14 protein-coding genes are annotated in these 17559 nt (G+C 49.5%); 2 read left to right on the top strand and 12 right to left on the bottom strand.

Translation table 11 applies throughout. From position 1 onward, the window contains the following. Positions 1-270 precede the first annotated feature (270 nt). A complete protein-coding gene (locus DOLE_RS05545; RefSeq protein WP_012174506.1) occupies positions 271-1461 on the top strand; it encodes a GGDEF domain-containing protein in 1191 nt (396 codons plus the stop codon). 129 nt (positions 1462-1590) lie between these two features. On the opposite strand, the gene DOLE_RS05540 is transcribed toward DOLE_RS05545, so the two are convergent. From DOLE_RS05540 to DOLE_RS05530, 3 genes are all read right to left on the bottom strand, one after another. Further along, positions 1591-1938 carry a response regulator gene (locus tag DOLE_RS05540; RefSeq protein ID WP_041280380.1) on the bottom strand — a complete coding sequence of 116 codons (348 nt, stop codon included), beginning with the start codon at positions 1936-1938 and terminating at the stop codon, positions 1591-1593. A 126-nt stretch (positions 1939-2064) separates the two neighbouring features. Then, positions 2065-2922, bottom strand: a complete 858-nt coding sequence (locus DOLE_RS05535) for a sensor histidine kinase (protein WP_041280379.1) — start codon at positions 2920-2922, stop codon at positions 2065-2067. Positions 2923-2953: 31 nt separating this feature from the next. Continuing rightward, a complete protein-coding gene (locus DOLE_RS05530; RefSeq protein ID WP_012174505.1) occupies positions 2954-3343 on the bottom strand; it encodes a SpoIIAA family protein in 390 nt (129 codons plus the stop codon). Between the two features lie 370 nt (positions 3344-3713). On the opposite strand from DOLE_RS05530, the gene yhbY reads away from it, so the two are divergent. Next, entirely contained in the window at positions 3714-4019 is a 306-nt protein-coding gene (yhbY, locus tag DOLE_RS05525; RefSeq protein ID WP_012174504.1) for a ribosome assembly RNA-binding protein YhbY, read from the top strand. Between the two features lie 191 nt (positions 4020-4210). Here yhbY and DOLE_RS05520 read toward each other — a convergent pair whose 3' ends face one another. The 9 genes from DOLE_RS05520 to ald all read right to left on the bottom strand — a co-directional run bounded on the left by DOLE_RS05520 (position 4211) and on the right by ald (position 17512). Next, positions 4211-5623: an amidase gene (locus tag DOLE_RS05520; RefSeq protein WP_012174503.1), complete on the bottom strand. Its 1413-nt coding sequence runs from the start codon at positions 5621-5623 to the stop codon at positions 4211-4213. Positions 5624-5890: 267 nt separating this feature from the next. Next, positions 5891-7117 (bottom strand): tetratricopeptide repeat protein, encoded by a 1227-nt coding sequence (locus DOLE_RS05515; protein ID WP_012174502.1) that lies wholly within the window; start codon positions 7115-7117, stop codon positions 5891-5893. After that, entirely contained in the window at positions 7114-9267 is a 2154-nt protein-coding gene (locus DOLE_RS05510) for a molybdopterin-dependent oxidoreductase (protein WP_012174501.1), read from the bottom strand. Before DOLE_RS05510 ends, DOLE_RS05515 begins: the two co-directional genes overlap by 4 nt. An 85-nt stretch (positions 9268-9352) precedes the next feature. Further along, positions 9353-11860, bottom strand: coding sequence for a molybdopterin-dependent oxidoreductase (locus DOLE_RS17095; RefSeq protein WP_012174500.1), 2508 nt, complete (start codon positions 11858-11860; stop codon positions 9353-9355). 233 nt (positions 11861-12093) lie between these two features. Further along, positions 12094-12732 carry a flavodoxin family protein gene (locus DOLE_RS17090; protein WP_012174499.1) on the bottom strand — a complete coding sequence of 213 codons (639 nt, stop codon included), beginning with the start codon at positions 12730-12732 and terminating at the stop codon, positions 12094-12096. Between the two features lie 41 nt (positions 12733-12773). Beyond that, a complete protein-coding gene (locus DOLE_RS05495) occupies positions 12774-13982 on the bottom strand; it encodes a class-III pyridoxal-phosphate-dependent aminotransferase (RefSeq protein WP_012174498.1) in 1209 nt (402 codons plus the stop codon). A 29-nt stretch (positions 13983-14011) separates the two neighbouring features. After that, the gene (locus tag DOLE_RS05490) at positions 14012-15394 is read right to left on the bottom strand and encodes an aspartate aminotransferase family protein (protein ID WP_012174497.1); all 1383 of its coding nucleotides are present in this window, start codon (positions 15392-15394) and stop codon (positions 14012-14014) included. A gap of 65 nt (positions 15395-15459) precedes the next feature. Then, positions 15460-16437 (bottom strand): amidohydrolase family protein, encoded by a 978-nt coding sequence (locus tag DOLE_RS05485; protein WP_167320846.1) that lies wholly within the window; start codon positions 16435-16437, stop codon positions 15460-15462. Beyond that, positions 16397-17512, bottom strand: coding sequence for an alanine dehydrogenase (gene ald / locus DOLE_RS05480; RefSeq protein ID WP_012174495.1), 1116 nt, complete (start codon positions 17510-17512; stop codon positions 16397-16399). The genes DOLE_RS05485 and ald overlap by 41 nt, the downstream gene beginning before the upstream one ends. Positions 17513-17559 lie beyond the last annotated feature (47 nt).

Genomic DNA, 17559 nt, shown 5'->3' with positions numbered 1-17559 from the left:
GAGCCCCAAACATGAAAACATGAAGGGCGGCCCTAAGTTCCCCTTAATTATTATCACAATCCCTCTTCATACCTGCCTTCGAGCTGGAATCCAGATTTAGTTAAGGCGAAGTTGTATGACGAGAGGCATATATGCAGCGGAAGGTTTCAGCCTTATCTTCCCCCGCCTTTATGCTCTGCGCCGCTCCGTTATCTCTTTATAAATTAACGGCATCTGATATTATAAAAGTTATGAATTTAGGACGGGATGAATTGACTGGGAGACTTTCGCATGGCTGATCCTGATAAAAACAATTCTTTAACGCCGGCAACCGAAGGCTCGATTGAGCACAGCTGGCTGTCCAATCCCCTGGACTGGCCCCACATTGACCGTATGATACTGCTCGTCCTGCTGGTAATGTTCTCCCCGGTCTTCATTGGCGGGGTGCTTCTGGTCGCCTATCTTGTTTCGCCCGAATGGTTTGACAGGTCGATCGTCATTGCATTGCTGTCACTGTATGGGTTTGTCTTCGTACTGCTACTCTACTTCATCCTGGCGGCCTTTCACCGGCGCCGGCAAAAATCCAGCTGGCCACTGATGGAAAACATTATGTTCGGCTCTTATGTCGTCATCGTTTGTGCCGGGTCCTGGTTCACCGGAACGTATTACACCTTCGGCGCGCTGTTTCTTTTTTTTGGTGCCAGCATTTCTTCTTCGCTGGCGGATATCCGTAAAGTTCGGCTGGCATATTTGGCTTCCTTCGGGGCGCTGGTTGCCTTCATCGTTATGGACAGCAGCGGGATGTTTCGCCACGCGCCGCTCTTCACTCGCATTCCGCTTCATCCGGACGGATCGCCGCTACCGGTCTGGTTCGGCGTGCAGGTGTTTATAACGGTTTCCCTGACAATTATGCTTTATATCACCATCGTGACTTTCAAGCGCTGGGGCGTCCGGGAAGACGTCTACCGAAAAATGTCCACAGTTGACGGGCTGACCCGACTGACCAACCGCAGAACCTTTATTGAACGCAGCGAAAAAGAGTTGTCCAGCGGCCAGCGACGCCCATCGTCCCATATTTCCTGTATCATGATAGACATCGATCACTTCAAGGCCATAAACGATACTTACGGCCATGCTGCCGGTGACAAGGTGCTGGTAAAAATCGCGACGATCCTGACGGAAAAGGCCCGGCCAACCGACGAGGTCGGCCGCTACGGCGGGGAGGAGTTCGCGATGCTGCTGCCAGCCACAACACTGGCCGGCGCGGTCAAGGTGGCCGAGCGTCAGCGGGCCAGTATCGCGAATGCGGAAATTATTGTCGATGGCAATATCATCCAGGTAACCGCCAGTTTTGGTGTCGCCAGTTGCCCTTCAGACGATATTGATAATATCAACGAACTGCTTAAGACGGCCGATGTAGCCCTTTACGAGGCCAAGCGGGCCGGACGTAACCGGGTTGTGGCCGCGGCCGGTGAAAAATAGAGGTCACCCGGTGGTGCCGCGGAAAAACTGAGAAGCAACCCCGACACGCTTCGCAAAAGAATGGACAAGCTGGAAAACGGGCAAAAAACGGGGGCAGTATCCGGCTCCCGGGATTGCTTCATTTCAACTTCATCGAGACAGTTCCGTTTCAATGGCCTGGCGGATTTTATCAATGGTGTAAGGCTTCTGAATAAAACCACCCGCCCCCATCCCCATGGCAGCGGCCATATCTTCTGTTTCGGTATATCCGCTGATAATAATGGCTCTCTGCCTGGGAACCATTTCCAGGATCCGTTCGTATGTTTGGCGGCCGTTTATGCCATGGGAAAGAATCATGTCAAGCAGAATCAGGTCGAAAGACTGCGTTTGAACGCAGGCGACGGCCTCATCGCCGCTCTGAACCGCCACGGGAGAATATCCCAGGGTGTTCAAAATCTCGCACAGCAATTTCCGCTGAAGCGGTTCATCGTCCACCACCAGAATGCGCTGTCCGCAGCCTCTGCCTGCATTAACGGGCTGGCTCCTATTTTCTTCCTGAGGGCTTTGGGTTACGGGGAAAAAGCATTCAAAACGGGTCCCCTGTTCACCGCTGACGATGTTGACTTACCCCTGGTGATCCCGGATGATGTTCCATACAATCGTCAACCCCAGCCCCGTCCCGCTCTTCCCCATGATCTTCGTTGAGTAAAACGGCTCGAAGATGCGCTCCAGCTGGTCTGGAGAAATACCGGAACCGGTGTCGGAGACCGTCAGAACCACATATTCTCCCTTTTCAATCAGTTCATAACCGGATAGGGGGGTATACAGATGGAGATTTTTCGTGCAAATAATGATATCCCCTTCCCCGTCCACGGCTTCCACGGCGTTCATGACGAAATTTAACAGCAGCTTGAACATGCTTATTTTCGAGGCATTGATATGCCTGAGCCCGGGTTCCAGATCGGCCTGGATCCGGATACCGTGGGCGGCATCACGGATGCGGATAAATTCAGGGGTCAGTAAAAATTCGTCAATCATGTCGTTCAACACCAGAGGGCTCTTCTCCGAGTCGATTCCTCTGGCGAGACTCATCAGGTCATTGACAACGGCGGCTGCCCGTACCGCCGCCCCCCGGATGACTTCCAGGCCATTTCTTGTTTTTTCGGAGAGGGCGGTGTCCATAAGCAGCAGTTCAGGATAGGTCAGAATGCCGGACAGGATATTATTCAAATCGTGGGCCACGCCCCCGGCCAGAAGGCCCAGGGCTTCCATCTTTTTCAGCCGGTGCACTTTCTCCTGGAGGTCCTTGATTTCCTCGATGGATGCCTTGATGTCATCCGTCATCATTTTCACGGCGATGGTAAGCGCATCCAGTTCATCGTTCCGGTCCGACACGGTCAGGCGGTCTTCATAATCGCCCCGGGCGATCCGCATCATATGCCGGATCAGCTGATCAATTCTTGTTTCTTCACTCTTGTTCATATGGTCTCGGCGAGAAGGGGCAGATAAGGGTTCACGTATGCCTGAGCCATTTCATGGCGTCTTCCCGGGTTTTGAAAAATTTCATGTCATTGTTTCTCGAAACACCCATGACAAACGAAGCGATGACCATGGACACGGGATGCATTCCGAAAAGGGCGACCTTTCGGCATTTGCCCGTCTCGGTAAAGGCCTTGAAAAACTTTCTCGACCTGGAAGACGTTTTCCCCGCGCGGTTAAGATCGATCAGCAAATCAATCTCACCGTCAATATCCTCAACCATACGATTGATCATACGGTCAATTTCAATACCCATTTCATCGTCGGCATCGCCATTCAGGGTAACATAAAAAATGTTATCGTCGCCGATAAGGTAGTGATGTTTCCCCGCCCAAAACTCCCGATCGCTGATTTGATTGATCATGAAACCCTTTTTCATTTGTACAATTCCATTTATGCCTTTGAATGCTGCCTGGATATATGGATATGGCATTTTTGCCTGTCAATATCTATAGCAGGGGCTGTCCTGCATGGCAATATTTTTGAATTCCGGGGAGATTCCGGAGACATCAGTATACTTCTTTCCTGCAGGTAATAGATTTGAAATAGATATACTGTCACCGGAATTTCGGAATTTCCCGGAACTTCTGTCCCCGGAATTTCTGCCGTTTCTCCACCTGGGACATTTGTAAATCCCAAAAAGTATGATATGAATTTATGATACGGGGCGTGTCTTAAGAGATATGAGTCAAGGGAGGACTTGCCCCCTTTACTAAAAAAGGAAATAAAACACTATGACGCAGTTAAAGGGGTTTCAACGAAAATATTTAAGAGAGCTTGCTCACAGCCTTAAGCCGGTGGTGTCAATTGGTCAAAAAGGAATAACAGATGCAGTTATTCGAACAATCGATGAAGCCCTTGATACCCATGAACTTATAAAATTAAAGTTGCTTGCTTTTAAAGAAAAAGATCAAAAAAAAGAGATCATCGAACGTATTGAAGTCGAGAATAAATGTGAGGTAGCCGGAACCATCGGCCACACGGCGATTCTCTTCAGGCAGCACCAGGATCCTGAAAAACGAAAGATCACTCTCCCCTGACTATCCAATGAAACCTTAGCAGGACAATTCGAGGGATTTCGATATTTAGCCCTTAAAACCACCTTTTTGAGGGTAAAAATGCAGCGGAAGGCTTTTCGCCTTCCATAATAAAGAGCTTAGAATGTCCTTTTTCAGGGGTAAAAAGGGCACTCTAGGCCTTGTTTTTCGGTGGTTTTGAGGGGTATACGGAACTATCCGATAAGTGGCCAGGGCCTGGCTTCTTCGATTTCAAAAGCCAGTTCCAGCAGGGTTTTGTCCTGGCCAAGCCCGGCTGCGAATTGTATCGCAACCGGCAGCCCGTTTGACGTTTGATGGCCTGACGGCAATGAAATGGCCGGGGTTCCGGTAACGTTCTGCGGCGGCGTAAACGGCACAAATTTTTCAAGCCTTTCAAGCGCAATTTCAAACGGCAGGTCCGGGCCCATATAACCGATTTCAGGAGGCTCATGCCCCAGGGCGGGAGACAGAAGCACATCATATTCTTCCAAAATTTTTTTATAAAGCCGGGTAAACTGCATCATGCGAAGCGGCAAAAGCGGAAGCTTATATGATTTTTTTAAAAAATACCGGCTCAAACCGGATGTAAGGGGTTCCACTTTTGTTTTGTCAAACCCTTTCCCGAAAAACAGGCTGCCGAAATGTTTAATTGAAAACGCCAACATCCCCCAGTAAACGATAAAATCATCACCCATCTGTTTTGTCGCCGGACAAGAGATTTCCTCTACTTTATGCCCCAGGCGCTCACAGTCTTTTCCCACACTGTAAACCGCTTCGGCTATATCCTTGTCACAGGCTTCGCTATACGGCGAATCTGTAAAAATACCGATTTTCAGACGTTTTTTGCCGGGGTGCTCAACAAGTCCGATTTCAGGAAACTTTGGATTTTTGTAATATTGTTCGGCCGCATGAAAAAAATAGGCCGTGTCCCGGACCGTGCGTGTAAGAACGCCTTCGTGCAGGATATTGACGGGCAGATATTTTCCGGCCTCCATGTTTACCAGCCTGTCTCTGCTCGGCTTTAAACCGACAACCCCGCAGCAGGACGCGGGGATCCTGATGGAGCCGCCGCCGTCATTGCCATGAGCAATCGGAACAACGCCTGCCGCCACCAATGCGGCGCTTCCGCCGGAGGAACCGCCCGTGGAAAAATCAGAATTCCAGGGATTTCGTGTAGGGCCGGACGCCAACGGTTCCGTCGTAGCCGTTAAACCAAATTCCGGTAATGATGTTTTGCCAAGGCAAATTAACCCGGTCGAAAGGAACTGCCTGACGAATTCACTGGATTCAGGCGAAGGCACCTTGGCCACAGCCCGCGAGCCCTGCAGCGTGGGAAAACCTTTCACTTCATCATTATCTTTAATAAAGGACGGAACCCCGTAAAAAAAATTGTCAAGAGGGGCTTTCGCTTTTTCAAGGGCGTCTTCGAATGTTTCAGTCACAATGGCGTTAAGTTCGGGGTTGACTTTTTCTGCCCGCAAAATTGAAGCTTCAACTGCTTCTGATGCTTTTATTTCTCCAGCGGCAATATGGCGGGCAATTTCTACGGCATCCATATTGGAGATAATGTCATCGCAAAAAGCGCTGACCTGCTTATGACTTGTCATATTTTTTCACCTCGTATTATGAAAATTAGAAACTTCACCTGCCTTCTGTAATCACAAGCAAGGCCGGACGGCAAACTTACTGAGCGGATAAGAGATTTTGTGTGTGTACTGCATAACAATGTCGCCCTGCCTGTCAATATCTTCGGCTGGGGTCGCCCATTAAAGGGCAGGTCCAGTTAAAAACAACTCTCCCACCTCAAAAAACCAGTAAGTTTTGAGCTCGACGTTTAAGGGCTGCCCCCACTCTGTACTCTCAGTTGATCTGGATCAGGATTTAATTTCTGAAACCAGTTTTTCATGCAATGCATTGGACAAGTTGTATGCATGTATATAAAGTGCATTGTTTCTGTTTGGATGATCAGGCGCCGGCGGCCCTTTCTTTAACAATTCTTCCAATACTGCAAGGGCTTCCTGTTCTCGGTTCTCGTTATCCATGAGCACCGCGGTAATATAGGCATTGTAAGTGTTATCCGGAAACAGGATTTGGTTGGTTTGAAGCATGTTGATAATTATATTCATGTTGAATCCAGCCATGTCCATGGCTTTTTCGCATACCCATCCACCTTCCACAATCATGGTTGCAACGCAATCTACCGGGCCACCAAATTCATACAAGGCATTTTCCTGAATGCAAAAAATCAAATGATCCATTAGTGTGTTTAAATACAAGGCTTTAGTAAAAATGTTCGCGACCTGTATCTTTCTGGAAAGGGAAAGCTGGTACCAGTAATGCGCCTCTACACTATAGGGCATTAATTTAAGGGCCTTCTCTGCATATTCCATGGCGATCTGGTAGTTTGGAACGCCCATTTTTTTATGCTCGCCCTGCTGCATATAATAATCACCCAGCTTGTAGTATGCCTGGCATGCCCATAGTTGTGAAAGGCCGTCGTTGGGGTTCTTCTTTGCAATGGCTTCAATCTGTTTGATGGCTATTCGAAGATGAGCAATATCGTGCTTCTGTTCCCAATTTTTCCTGGCCTCATGCCACGCTTCTGATGGAGGCAGATCAGGCAGAGCGGCTAGTTCTTTGAGAGGACTCATCGCATGAATCCATTCACCATAATTGGACATGATATAATTGTAGTCCTCACGGCTGCTTAGTGCATTTAAAAGCAGGAAAAAGGCATGGAAATTATCATTGTCTATTTTATATGCTTTTACCGCATATGTTTCAGCGATTTTATTGAAATTGTGCCGTTCACTTAATTGGTGAAGGCCCTTTATGTAGTAACACCTGCCAAGAAAAAGGCAGGGTTCAATCCTGTCGCTGTATTTTGTTTCAAGTTTTTCAAGAAGGGAGATCATTTCGTCAGTGTTTTCGCCTTCCCAGCGGTTTTCCCACATGACGCTGAAGGTATCCCACAGAGGGTCGTAAGAGGGGATTGGCGTTTTTATATCCCAATCATATTCTCCCAAAACCGGAGACGCGGCACAAAGCATCACGATAACCACAATAACGCGCAATGTGAGATTAAAAGCTGAATTTTTCATAGGTTCCCTTTTAATTGTTCAACAGACGTCACGACCACCGGAATTCCATAGAGCACGGACGTACCCGACCCTTTGTCAATCAAATCATCATTGGTGATCAGGTTTACATTGACCCCGGGTCTGGTCTTGGCCAGTGATAATTTTACACCCGGAAGGTCATGTCCCCAGCCATGGGGGATACTGACAACCCCCGGCATCATCTCAAGGGTTGTTTCCATCTCGATTTCAATACTGCCGTTGGATGTGGCAACTTTCACGATTTGACCGTTTTCAAATTCGCGTTGCCGGGCGTCCTCGGGATTCATCAGAAGGGTGCATTCGATTTTTCCCCGTTGAAGGCTCGGGCAGTTGTGAAGCCAGGAATTCATTCCTTTACGCGAACGTCGCCCGATGAGTTGTAACGCTCCTTTTTCCAGGGGCAATTTTTCGTCCAAACTTTTATTTAGTCTTTCAACTTCTTTCAGGAAATTTTCGGGAATCAGTTTTATTTTTTTGTCAGGCGTATTAATTACCTGTTTGACCCTTGGCTCAAGCGGACCCAGGTCAATACCGTGGGGTGATTGTTTCAGCTTTTTAAGGGACAGCGAATGGGGGCCGAGGCGAAGCAGAAGGTCCAGCTGTCTTTTGGGATTAAATACGCGCATGAATGGGTGCATAATGCGTCCGGGAATCGAGGGCAAAAAACCACGCGCACTGTTTAAGGCGGCGATGAGGGCAAGGAGTATTTCCCAGTCATGCTTGGCATCCACTGGTTTCGGGAACACGGAGGTTGAGTAATTTACAATGTTGCGAACCGCCAGGGCGTAAAAAATCGCTTCAAAGTGATCCTCCTCAAGAGAACACGCCGGCGGCAATATTATATTGGCGTGCCGGCTGGTTTCATTGATGTAGATGTCGATGGAGACGATGTACTCAAGGTTTCCAAGCGCCCTGAGCAACCGGCCACTGTTGGGCCGGGACAGACAGATATTACCGGCAAGGGTCACCAGCGCTTTGACCTGCCCGGGACCGGAAGTTTCCATTTCCTCGGCAAGGGCGGCCACCGGCAGCTCACCATTGAATTCAGGCAGTCCGCCGACCCGGCTCCGGTGCTGGTTGAAGCTGCCGGTTTCCTTCAGAAGCTTGGCGATGCCGGCCAGGTTCGCCGCCGGCGTGGTAAACATCACTCCGCCCGGTCGATCCAGATTTCCCGTGACAATATTGACCACTTCCATCAACCAGGTGGTTGTACTTCCGTATTCCTGGGTGCTTATACCCATACGTCCGTAACAAACGGCTGATTCAGCAGTGGCGAATTCCCGGGTCAGCTTGCGGATGTCGTCGGCAGGAATGCTGACACGTCTGCTCACGCGTTCCGGCGTGAAAGGTTTCACCAGTTCACGTAATTCATCCACCCCTTTAACGATGGAAAGCACGTTCCCATTATTATACAGCCCCTCTCTGAAAATGGTGTGAAGCATAGCCAGAAGAAACAGGGCATCGGTTCCGGGACGGATAAAATAATGATCATCCGCAATAGCAGCGGTTTCGTTTTTCCTGGGGTCTATCACCACAATTCGACCGCCCCGCTCCTGAATATTTTTCAGCCGTTTTTTTATGTTGGAGGCGGTCATCAGGCTTCCATTGGACACCAGTGGATTGGCACCCAGTATCAGCATGTAATCCGTTCTATCGATATCAGGAATCGAGTTGGCAACCTGGTTGCCGTACATAAGATATGATACCAGCATCTTGGGAAGAGAATCCACGGAAATAGCGGAATACAGATTTTTGGATTTCAGGGATTTTTTAAACGGCTTCAGCATCAGAAAGGTGGCATTGTTATGAAGCGCCGGGTCTCCATAATAAAAGGCAAGAGCGTCATTACCGTGTTTTTTCTGAATGCTGACAAGACGGCCAGCGACTTCCCGGATGGCTTCATTCCAGGATATTTTTTCCCAGTGATCCCCATTTCGGCGAACCGGATGTCGCAGACGATCCGGGTCATTGTATATATCTTTGTGCGCCTGGGCTTTGGGGCAGATGTGACCGCGACTGAAGGGGTTCTGCCTGTCGCCCTTGATGGAAATTATATTTTTGCCGTCAGTAACGATTTCAAGGCCACAGGTGCTCTCGCAGATATTGCAGACCGCGTAATGGGTTTTTTGCATTGGAAGGTCTCCGGGTATTTTTATTGTTTTAGAAATTTCCGCTTTGAAAACCTGCCACACCGGGAAATATTCCGGGGACAAAGAATCATATTTTTTCTACTCGACATGGCACAAACCGATGATACGGAGTTGCCGCCCATCTGTCGCGGTGTGTATTCTTCGTCAAAAGATTTACATTGGCACCGTAAACCTTCCCCTCGTATTTCAATCCAAATCCATGGGGCATGACCACCTGGCCTTTGCGCGCATTTTTTGTGATTTCTATCTCTACTTGCTCTCTACCGGCCTCTGTGACGATATTAACGATTTCACCATCTTTCAGATCGAGAAGATCTGCGTCCCGGGGATTCATCAAAAGGGTACACCCTCGGGTTTTACCAATAAATGAAGGTTTTCTGACCTGCGTATTTGCATTGGCCGGCATGTGGCTGCCGGCATTCAGAATCAGCGGGTAAGCCGGGTCCAGGGCGAGTTCCTTTTCTTCCGAATCAGCGGTGATCGATTGGAGCCACTCAGCCAGTTCCGGCATATGAAGCTGAACTTTTTTGTCAGAAGTCCTGATACTGGTAAAATTATCCGCATTACTTTTGCCAATGATCAACCCCCTGGGGTTTTCAAGGATTTCATTAAATACGCGTTCTGACAGCGCCATGTAGGGAGATAACTGCATCAGCGGCAGTAAACTTCTGCTGGCAATAACTGTTTTTAATATTTTAAAAACGCTTTTAGGGGCAAAGGTGTCTTTAATGGCTTGAACCAGGGTAAATCCATGCCGGTTAAGATCCCATATAAGATCTGAAGGACGAATGCGTGAAAGGATGAGAATGGTCATGATTATTTTCGAGTACCGTGATCGCTTAAGCCATTTCGGCAGATCCGGAAGAAGCGTCAAACTATCCTGTTCATTTACCAGGTGTAAAAAAAGGTCATCCGATTCCATTAATTTGCCATTGGGCGCTTTGTAATTCACTACCATTTGCTGGATAATCGCCCACAACATAGCAAGATGGGCGGACCCCAATGCCGGTCCTAACGTTTTGGTAATGATAAAAGGGAGGCGTCTTAACGCTTCCGGGTTTTCATATGCGTAGATTGAAAGTGCCATGGCGTAGGCAAGCCTGTCCTCTTTAGCCGCTTTATAAAGGGTATCAGGGATGTCCGGGATAAGACCGATGTTGTCGGCAATCCGTGTATATATCTCTCCCGCCTCAAGCGTGTCGCCTTCCGGGACAATAAAAGGATGTCTCATCTGAAAATATATTTCCGGATGGGTCAGGGAAAAAAAGCAGCCATCCCATCCTTCAAAACCGGAACGGGCCGGGAGTACATAGTCCGATAGCTCCGCTGTTTCAGACATGACGATATCGATGCACACCAGTAAGTCCAACTTTTTGAAAGCAGTTTCATACGCGGGCGTATCCGCATAGGACCTGAGCGGATTGCTGTTACAGGTAATAACGGCCCGCAGTCGTTCGGGGTGATCACTCAATATCTCTTCCGGCATTACATTAGGCGGATAAAATCCATCAATAGCCGGGAAATCCGTGGTCTGGGTCCGCCAGTTGTTATCATCCCGTTCATCCGTATGAAAACCTAATGGGACCATTTTCCCCGGAATCACAACGCCTCCTGGGACCAGGAGCCGTCCACAAATGGCCGTCAAAATAACGAGCAGATAAGAGGTGACGGTACTGTGCCGGTTCATTAATACGCCCATCTCAGCATGCATGCACCATTTCCGTGTGGCAAGCAGGTGGCACAGATTTTCAGCCTGGTCATAGTCCACTTCACAAACGGATATCGCTGTTCGATAATCAAAATTTTCAAACCAGGGTTTGATTCTTTCCCAGCCAGACACATGTTTTTTCATATATTGATGATTGAGCAGATCCTTATCCACCAGCATGGCAATCAAGGCGCGAATCAGCAGGGCATCACTTCCCGGACGGACAGGAACATGGATATCAGCAATTCTGGCAGTTTTTGATTTTCGGGGATCGATCACCACCAGACACTTTTCCGGGTTTTTAGAAAATTCTTTCATAATAAGGGGGGCCCGTGGCGTCTGGTGACTTTCCATGGCATTCCAGCCGATTGCGATCAGCATATCCGAGTTTGCTTCATCGGGGGCTGGCCAACAATTCTGCTTTCCAAGTGCCCTTCCGTAGACCCAGAAGTGGCCGGTCAATTCCTGTCCAAGGGCACTGTAATGATATTTTGAACCCAGCGAATGCATAAGCTGCAATCCCAGAAATGCTTCAAAATGGCACGCCTGACCGCCACCGCCCAAGTATGCAAACGATTTAGGACCGTATTGTTCTGTCACAGCTTTAAGTTTTTCACTGATTTCCCGGATGGCTTGACCCCAGGATATTTTTTCAAATCCCTGTTCGGATTTTTTCAAGGGATGCGTTAACCGACTTGAATGATGCTGATAATCGACAACATTCATTCCCTTGCGGCAGATGTACCCTTTGCTTCTGGGGTTATCTTGCATCGGCTTGACTTTGATAATTTTATTATCTTCAGCAAGCAGTTCCAAACCACAGTTCATGCCGCATAACATGCAACATGATGGATGCCACTGCTCCATTTTGTCCTCCGATAAAAATACTACTTAAGGGTTAAAGATGGCAGAAGACTTTTTGGGAATTCCGCAGGTATTTCCCTGTTTCGCAATCCGTTATTTGGGTAAAACAAAATAAAAGGCCAACTGAAGGTTACCCGTGTGTAGGGGCGACCAGCCGGTCGCCCCTACAGTGAGGACGCAGGCAATGGATTTGAAACAGATATACTGTCCCCGTGTTTAGACTGGCATCCAGCGTTTTATCGTTTAACCAGCCTCGCCAGTTCCAGGCCGCGCTCGATCATGGCCCTGCCAGAGTGCAGTCCGGCCTCATCGAGCGTTACCCCGTGACGATGCGCTTTGTCAAAGACTCCGGTGCCTCCCTGGCTGGCCACAGCCGAGGCGCCCAGCGGGCTTATGCAATGGTGCACGCTGACCGGCAGCATCTCCAGCGCCAGAAAAGCTGTGATGTGCGTCAGGTGGGTGGTCTCGAACCCGCCATGCCGGGCCCAGGCAACAGCAGCACTTATGCCGATCTTGTTTTTCAGACTGCCCCCCGCTATATTGCCGAAGACAAATACCCGGAGGCGATCTACAAAAGACGCCATCTGGCCGCTTAAGCGCATGAAATAGACAGGGCTGGCCAGGACGATAATGTCCGCGGCTTCCAGCAGTTCATAGACCCCTTGGACATCATCCTCTTGGGCGCAGTATTTTCCAGCTTTCTGACGTTTGAGGCAGAAGTTGCAATGATTACAGTCTGCAATATGCAGCCGGGAGAGATTTATGGCCGTTGTTCTGGCCCCGTGCTCTTCGGCGTGCATAAGCATGGTGTGCAGGAACATCTCCACATTGCCGTCTTTGACAGGGCTGCCGGAAATGCCAATTATATTCAGCATGGTTCCCTCAAAAAATAGACGTCCCCAAATTGTTTCCCGGTTTACAGGGCAGATAAAGCCTTTTCTATCCCGGTTACGATTTTCTCCAGGTCCTGATCGGTTATGGTAAGGGGGGGACGGATGACGACACTCTGTTTGGCGACCTCTCCGCTTTTTACCAGCACCCCCTGCTGAATCGCGTTTCGACAAAATGCTTCAGCCGCTTCCGCGTTTTCAAATTCCAGGGATAACAGCAGCCCAACACCCTGAACGGATTTGAGTTTCGGGTTTGAGCCGGCCAGTTGTTTCAGCTTTTCCGACAGTATCTTTCCCTGTTTTTTGGCGTTTTGCCAGGGTTGTACCTGATCATATTCCGTTAAAGCAGCGGCCGCGACCCGGCAGCCCACATCATGTCCGCCGAATGTCAGCAAATGGATCAGGGGATGGGCATCAAAAAACGTCTTCACGGTACTTGTAAATGCCATGGCCGAGAAGGGAAACATACCGCCGCCCAGAGCTTCACCGAGAAGCATGATATCCGGCAGCACACCGAAATAATCCGAGGCGAACTTTTCCCCGGTTCTTCCGAACCCGGTCTGGGATTCATCAAAAATCAGCAGCGCCCCGGTTTGATCGCAAGATTTACGCAGGGCAACGAGGTAATCCTTGTCCGCGGTGCGGCAATTGTTTTCCGTTTGAACCGGCTCCAGGATGACAGCCGCCGTCTTTTTGGTGATTGATCTTCCGGCAGCATCGATGTCATTAAAGGGGACCGTCTGAACATCCGGTATCAGAGAACCGAAGTCTTTCTTGTCTGCCCGCTCGGACAGGGTCATGGCAAACCCGGTCTGGCCGTAACAGCCCCCGTCCACGGTGATCAGTTCAGATCTGCCGGTATACCCACGGGCCAGCTTGCAGGCGGCATCCACAGCTTCGCCTCTTACGACCGTAAACAGACAGCAGTCCAGGCCAGACGGGGTGAATCGGGCCAGTTTTTCCGACAACATCGCCTTTTCCCGTGAGATCATGACAAAGTTGCCCTGGTCGGTTTCATGGATGGCCTGTTTGAGTGCACGGGCGATGGCGGGGTTTTTCCGGCCCAGGTTATACGTGCCGGACGAACAATAACAGTCAATCAATTCATTGCCGTTTGAATCATGAACAACCCATCCCTCCCGGCCGGACTCTACCCAGTCCAATCCCTTTGCCACCAGATTTTCCACAACACCTTTTCCAAATACCTGTTGAGCGTCTGCCATAAGTTTATTCATATTTCATTCTCCTGAAATTTTTTGTTTGATTATTCCCAGAATGCGGCCTTGCGCAGCAAGTTGTTGATGGTGACCATAATATCCCCCTTATTCATCGCTTCCCGGACAAAGGGGATTTTGGAAAGCGGTCCCAAGGCCAGCATATACAATTTGCTCAGCTTGATGGCTTTGCGAATAACCGCCAGGGCCTCATCAATATCTTCGGCTGTCGCGGCTGTGGGGAACTGGAACCGCATCACCTGGGGCGCATTGCCGGAATAGGCGGCAAACATGCCGTGGGTTGCCAGGCAATCGGCCATGAGCATACCCATGAATTCCTGTTTATACTCGATCCCGACCATCATGCCCCGGCCGCGGACTTCCAGGATCTGTCCCGGATTTTCGTTCTGAATACTTCGGAGCCCTTCCAGCAGGCGGTTGCCCATCTTGGCGACATTTTCCCAGACTTTATTCTCAACGATATATTCAATAACGGCAGTGGACACAATACAGCCCAGATCAGAGCCGCCGCCCATGGACAGATGAAACTCGGGGTTACGGTCGACATAGTCGGTGAGCTCGCTGCGGTCGCGATAAAGAATCGCGGCGTTGGGATACACCCCCCCGCCGATTGATTTGGCCAGAAGCATTATATCCGGCACCACACCGGAATGTTCGGAGGCCCAGAGCTTGCCGGTTCTACCAAAACCGGTCTGGATTTCATCAAAAACAAGCATGATCCCCAACTGGTCGCAGAGTTCACGAAGCCCCTTGAGGTATTCGTCCGTTCCCACGTGGATGCCGCCTTCCCCTTGAATCGGCTCCAGTATGATGGCCGCGGTACGTTTGGACACCATTTGACGGATCGCCTCAAGATCACCAAAGGGGGCAAAACAAAAACCCGGCATTAACGGCAGAAACAATTCTTTGTAATAGTCTTTGCCATTGGCCGACAGGCTCATCCCGGAATGGCCGTGGTAGGCCTTCAGCATGGATATAATTTCATTGCGCCCGGTGGCGGCCCTGGCCAGTTTTAATGCGCCTTCAACCACGTCGGCGCCGGTTCCGCACAGCAAAACCCGGTTCAGGTCACCCGGGGCTATGTCTGCCAGCAGTTTGGCCAGCTTGATTTTCGGCGCGGACAGCATGCCGTAGGTGCCCATATCATAGTCATCCACAGCCGCTTCCAGTTTCCGGATGATCTGCGGATTAGAGCGCCCGACATTGAAACATCCGGCTGATGAAAACCCGTCGAGATAAGCTTTACCGGATTGGCCTTCATAAAACCGGAAGCCGTCTCGCTCTCCTTCCAGTACATCCAGGTGACCTGCGGTCAGATAACGGATCTGTCCCTTGGAAATGTGTTTTCCAAAGGCATCGAAAACCTGATTCCGTTCCTTCCGGGATATGGTTTTCCGGCTTGTTTGATTCATAATGGTTTTCCTTTCTCGTAAAATCGTTTTTATCGCCGGAACTTTCGTATCCGGCCTGTAAACATCTACAGTTCTATCTTCATTAAACGGCATGCATTTTCATAAAAAACTTTTCTTTCCAGCCGCTGGTTGCCTTTGCAGGCGGCTTTTACCGCCTTGATGGCCGGCTTCCGGGACCCGAAGGGCCAGTCCGACGCAAAAAGGACTTTATCCTCCCCGAACACATCAATTAACTTCCGTATTTTTCCGGGAGGCTGTATGGACGTATCCACCCATACATTCTGGTATCCGCCCAACATCTGCATGACGTCTTTTACGTCAAACATGCCGGCATGCCCCACGATAAATTTTGCTTCAGGAAAGGATGAAACCAGTTCCGCGGCTTCTTTAATGCCGCCATTTTCCGGAATATTTTTCCCTTTCTCGCTGCCCACATAGTAGTTGGAAACGCCGGCATGAAACAGTATGGGCAGATCAAACCGCATGAAGGCTTGGACCGCTTTCTTCATCCGTGGGTCTGTAAAAGATACCTTTTGAATGATGGGATGAAGCTTCAGGCCCTTTGCACCTGCCGCCACTTCCGCTTCAAATTGCTTGTCCAATTGTGATGTATCGGAAAAATCAACGCCTGTGAACGGAATCAGCCCCGGGTCTTTTTCTGCCGCCGCTTTAACGTCAGAAAAAACAACATAGGGTGGAATGGGCATGCATGCGGTAGCCGTCACCCCGTTTCTATCCATTGATTTTCGGGCATTCTCCCGTGTTGCCGTAAAATTCCGTTCCTGTTCAGCCCTGATAACCCAATGTAAGAATATTTTGTAGGGCAGGTTCCCCATTCCATAATCTCGATTCAAGCCCATCTGCGATATGGTTATGGGATCGAATATCAGTTTTTTCCGGACCCCTTTTTTCTCGATAATTTTGCCGCCGCCCGGATACAGAATATCACCGATATGAGAATGAGCATCTATGATAGGGGACATATTTCCTCCTTTGATGGGTTTAATTACATGAGATGGGTACGTGGCAGCAATCCATCCCAAGTGATTCCGCGACCTTTTCGTTCCTGAGCTGCCCGTGATAGACATTGAGTCCTTTTGCTAATGATTCATTCTCCTCAAGGGCAAGATCACACCCTTTGTCCGCCAATTCCAATGCATAAGGCAGGGTAACGTTTGTAAGGGCATATGTAGACGTCATCGGTACTGCCCCCGGCATATTGGTCACGCAGTAGTGCACAACGCCTTCTTCCACAAATGTCGGGTTGTCATGGGTTGTCGGCCTGCTGGTAGATGCGCAGCCGCCTTGATCGATAGCGATGTCCACAAAGGCCGACCCGTTTTTCATACTCGCAAGCACCTCACGGGTGATCAGCTTCGGTGCTTTTGCACCCGGGATGAGAACCGATCCAATAACCAGATCCGCGGTAGAAACACTTTCTTCAAGATTACGGGTATTCGACATTTTGGTGACAATCCGGGAATGGAAAATATCTTCGATATAACGCAGACGGTTCAGGTTAATATCCAGAATCGTAACCCTGGCCCCCATGCCGACGGCTAAATGCGCGGCATTCAACCCGGAGATCCCACCGCCGATAATGGTTACATTTGCTGGAGGAACCCCGGGAACGCCGGAAAGAAGAAGCCCCTGGCCCCCATTTTTGGACTCTAAACAGAAACATCCCATCTGCACTGCCAGGCGTCCGGCCACTTCACTCATGGGCGCAAACAGTGGCAGGCTGCCGTCATTTAACTGAACGGTTTCATACGCAATGCCGATCACTTTTTTTCCCAGCAACTTTCGGGTGAGTTCCGAATCGGCTGCAAGGTGAAGATACGTAAAAAGTATCTGGCCGGGTTTCATCCTGTCAAACTCAGGTTCAATCGGCTCCTTTACCTTGATAATCATCTCCGCCTCATGCCAGACATCATCGGCTGTCGATAACACCGCCGCTCCTGCCTGCTGAAAAACCTCATCTGAAATTCCCAGGCCTGCCCCCGCACCTGTTTCCACATAAATCTTATGGCCTTTGGCGACAAAAGCCTCAACACCTGCCGGTGTCACCGCCACCCGCTTCTCCAGTTTTTTGATCTCTCTTGGTATTCCGATTTTCATTATTCACCTCACATTATCGATTCTTGAAGCCTTGCCAAAATGGTTTT

It is taken from the genome of Desulfosudis oleivorans Hxd3 (genome assembly GCF_000018405.1).
Lineage (GTDB): Bacteria > Desulfobacterota > Desulfobacteria > Desulfobacterales > Desulfosudaceae > Desulfosudis > Desulfosudis oleivorans.
This window is presented reverse-complemented; position numbering and strand designations above follow the sequence as displayed.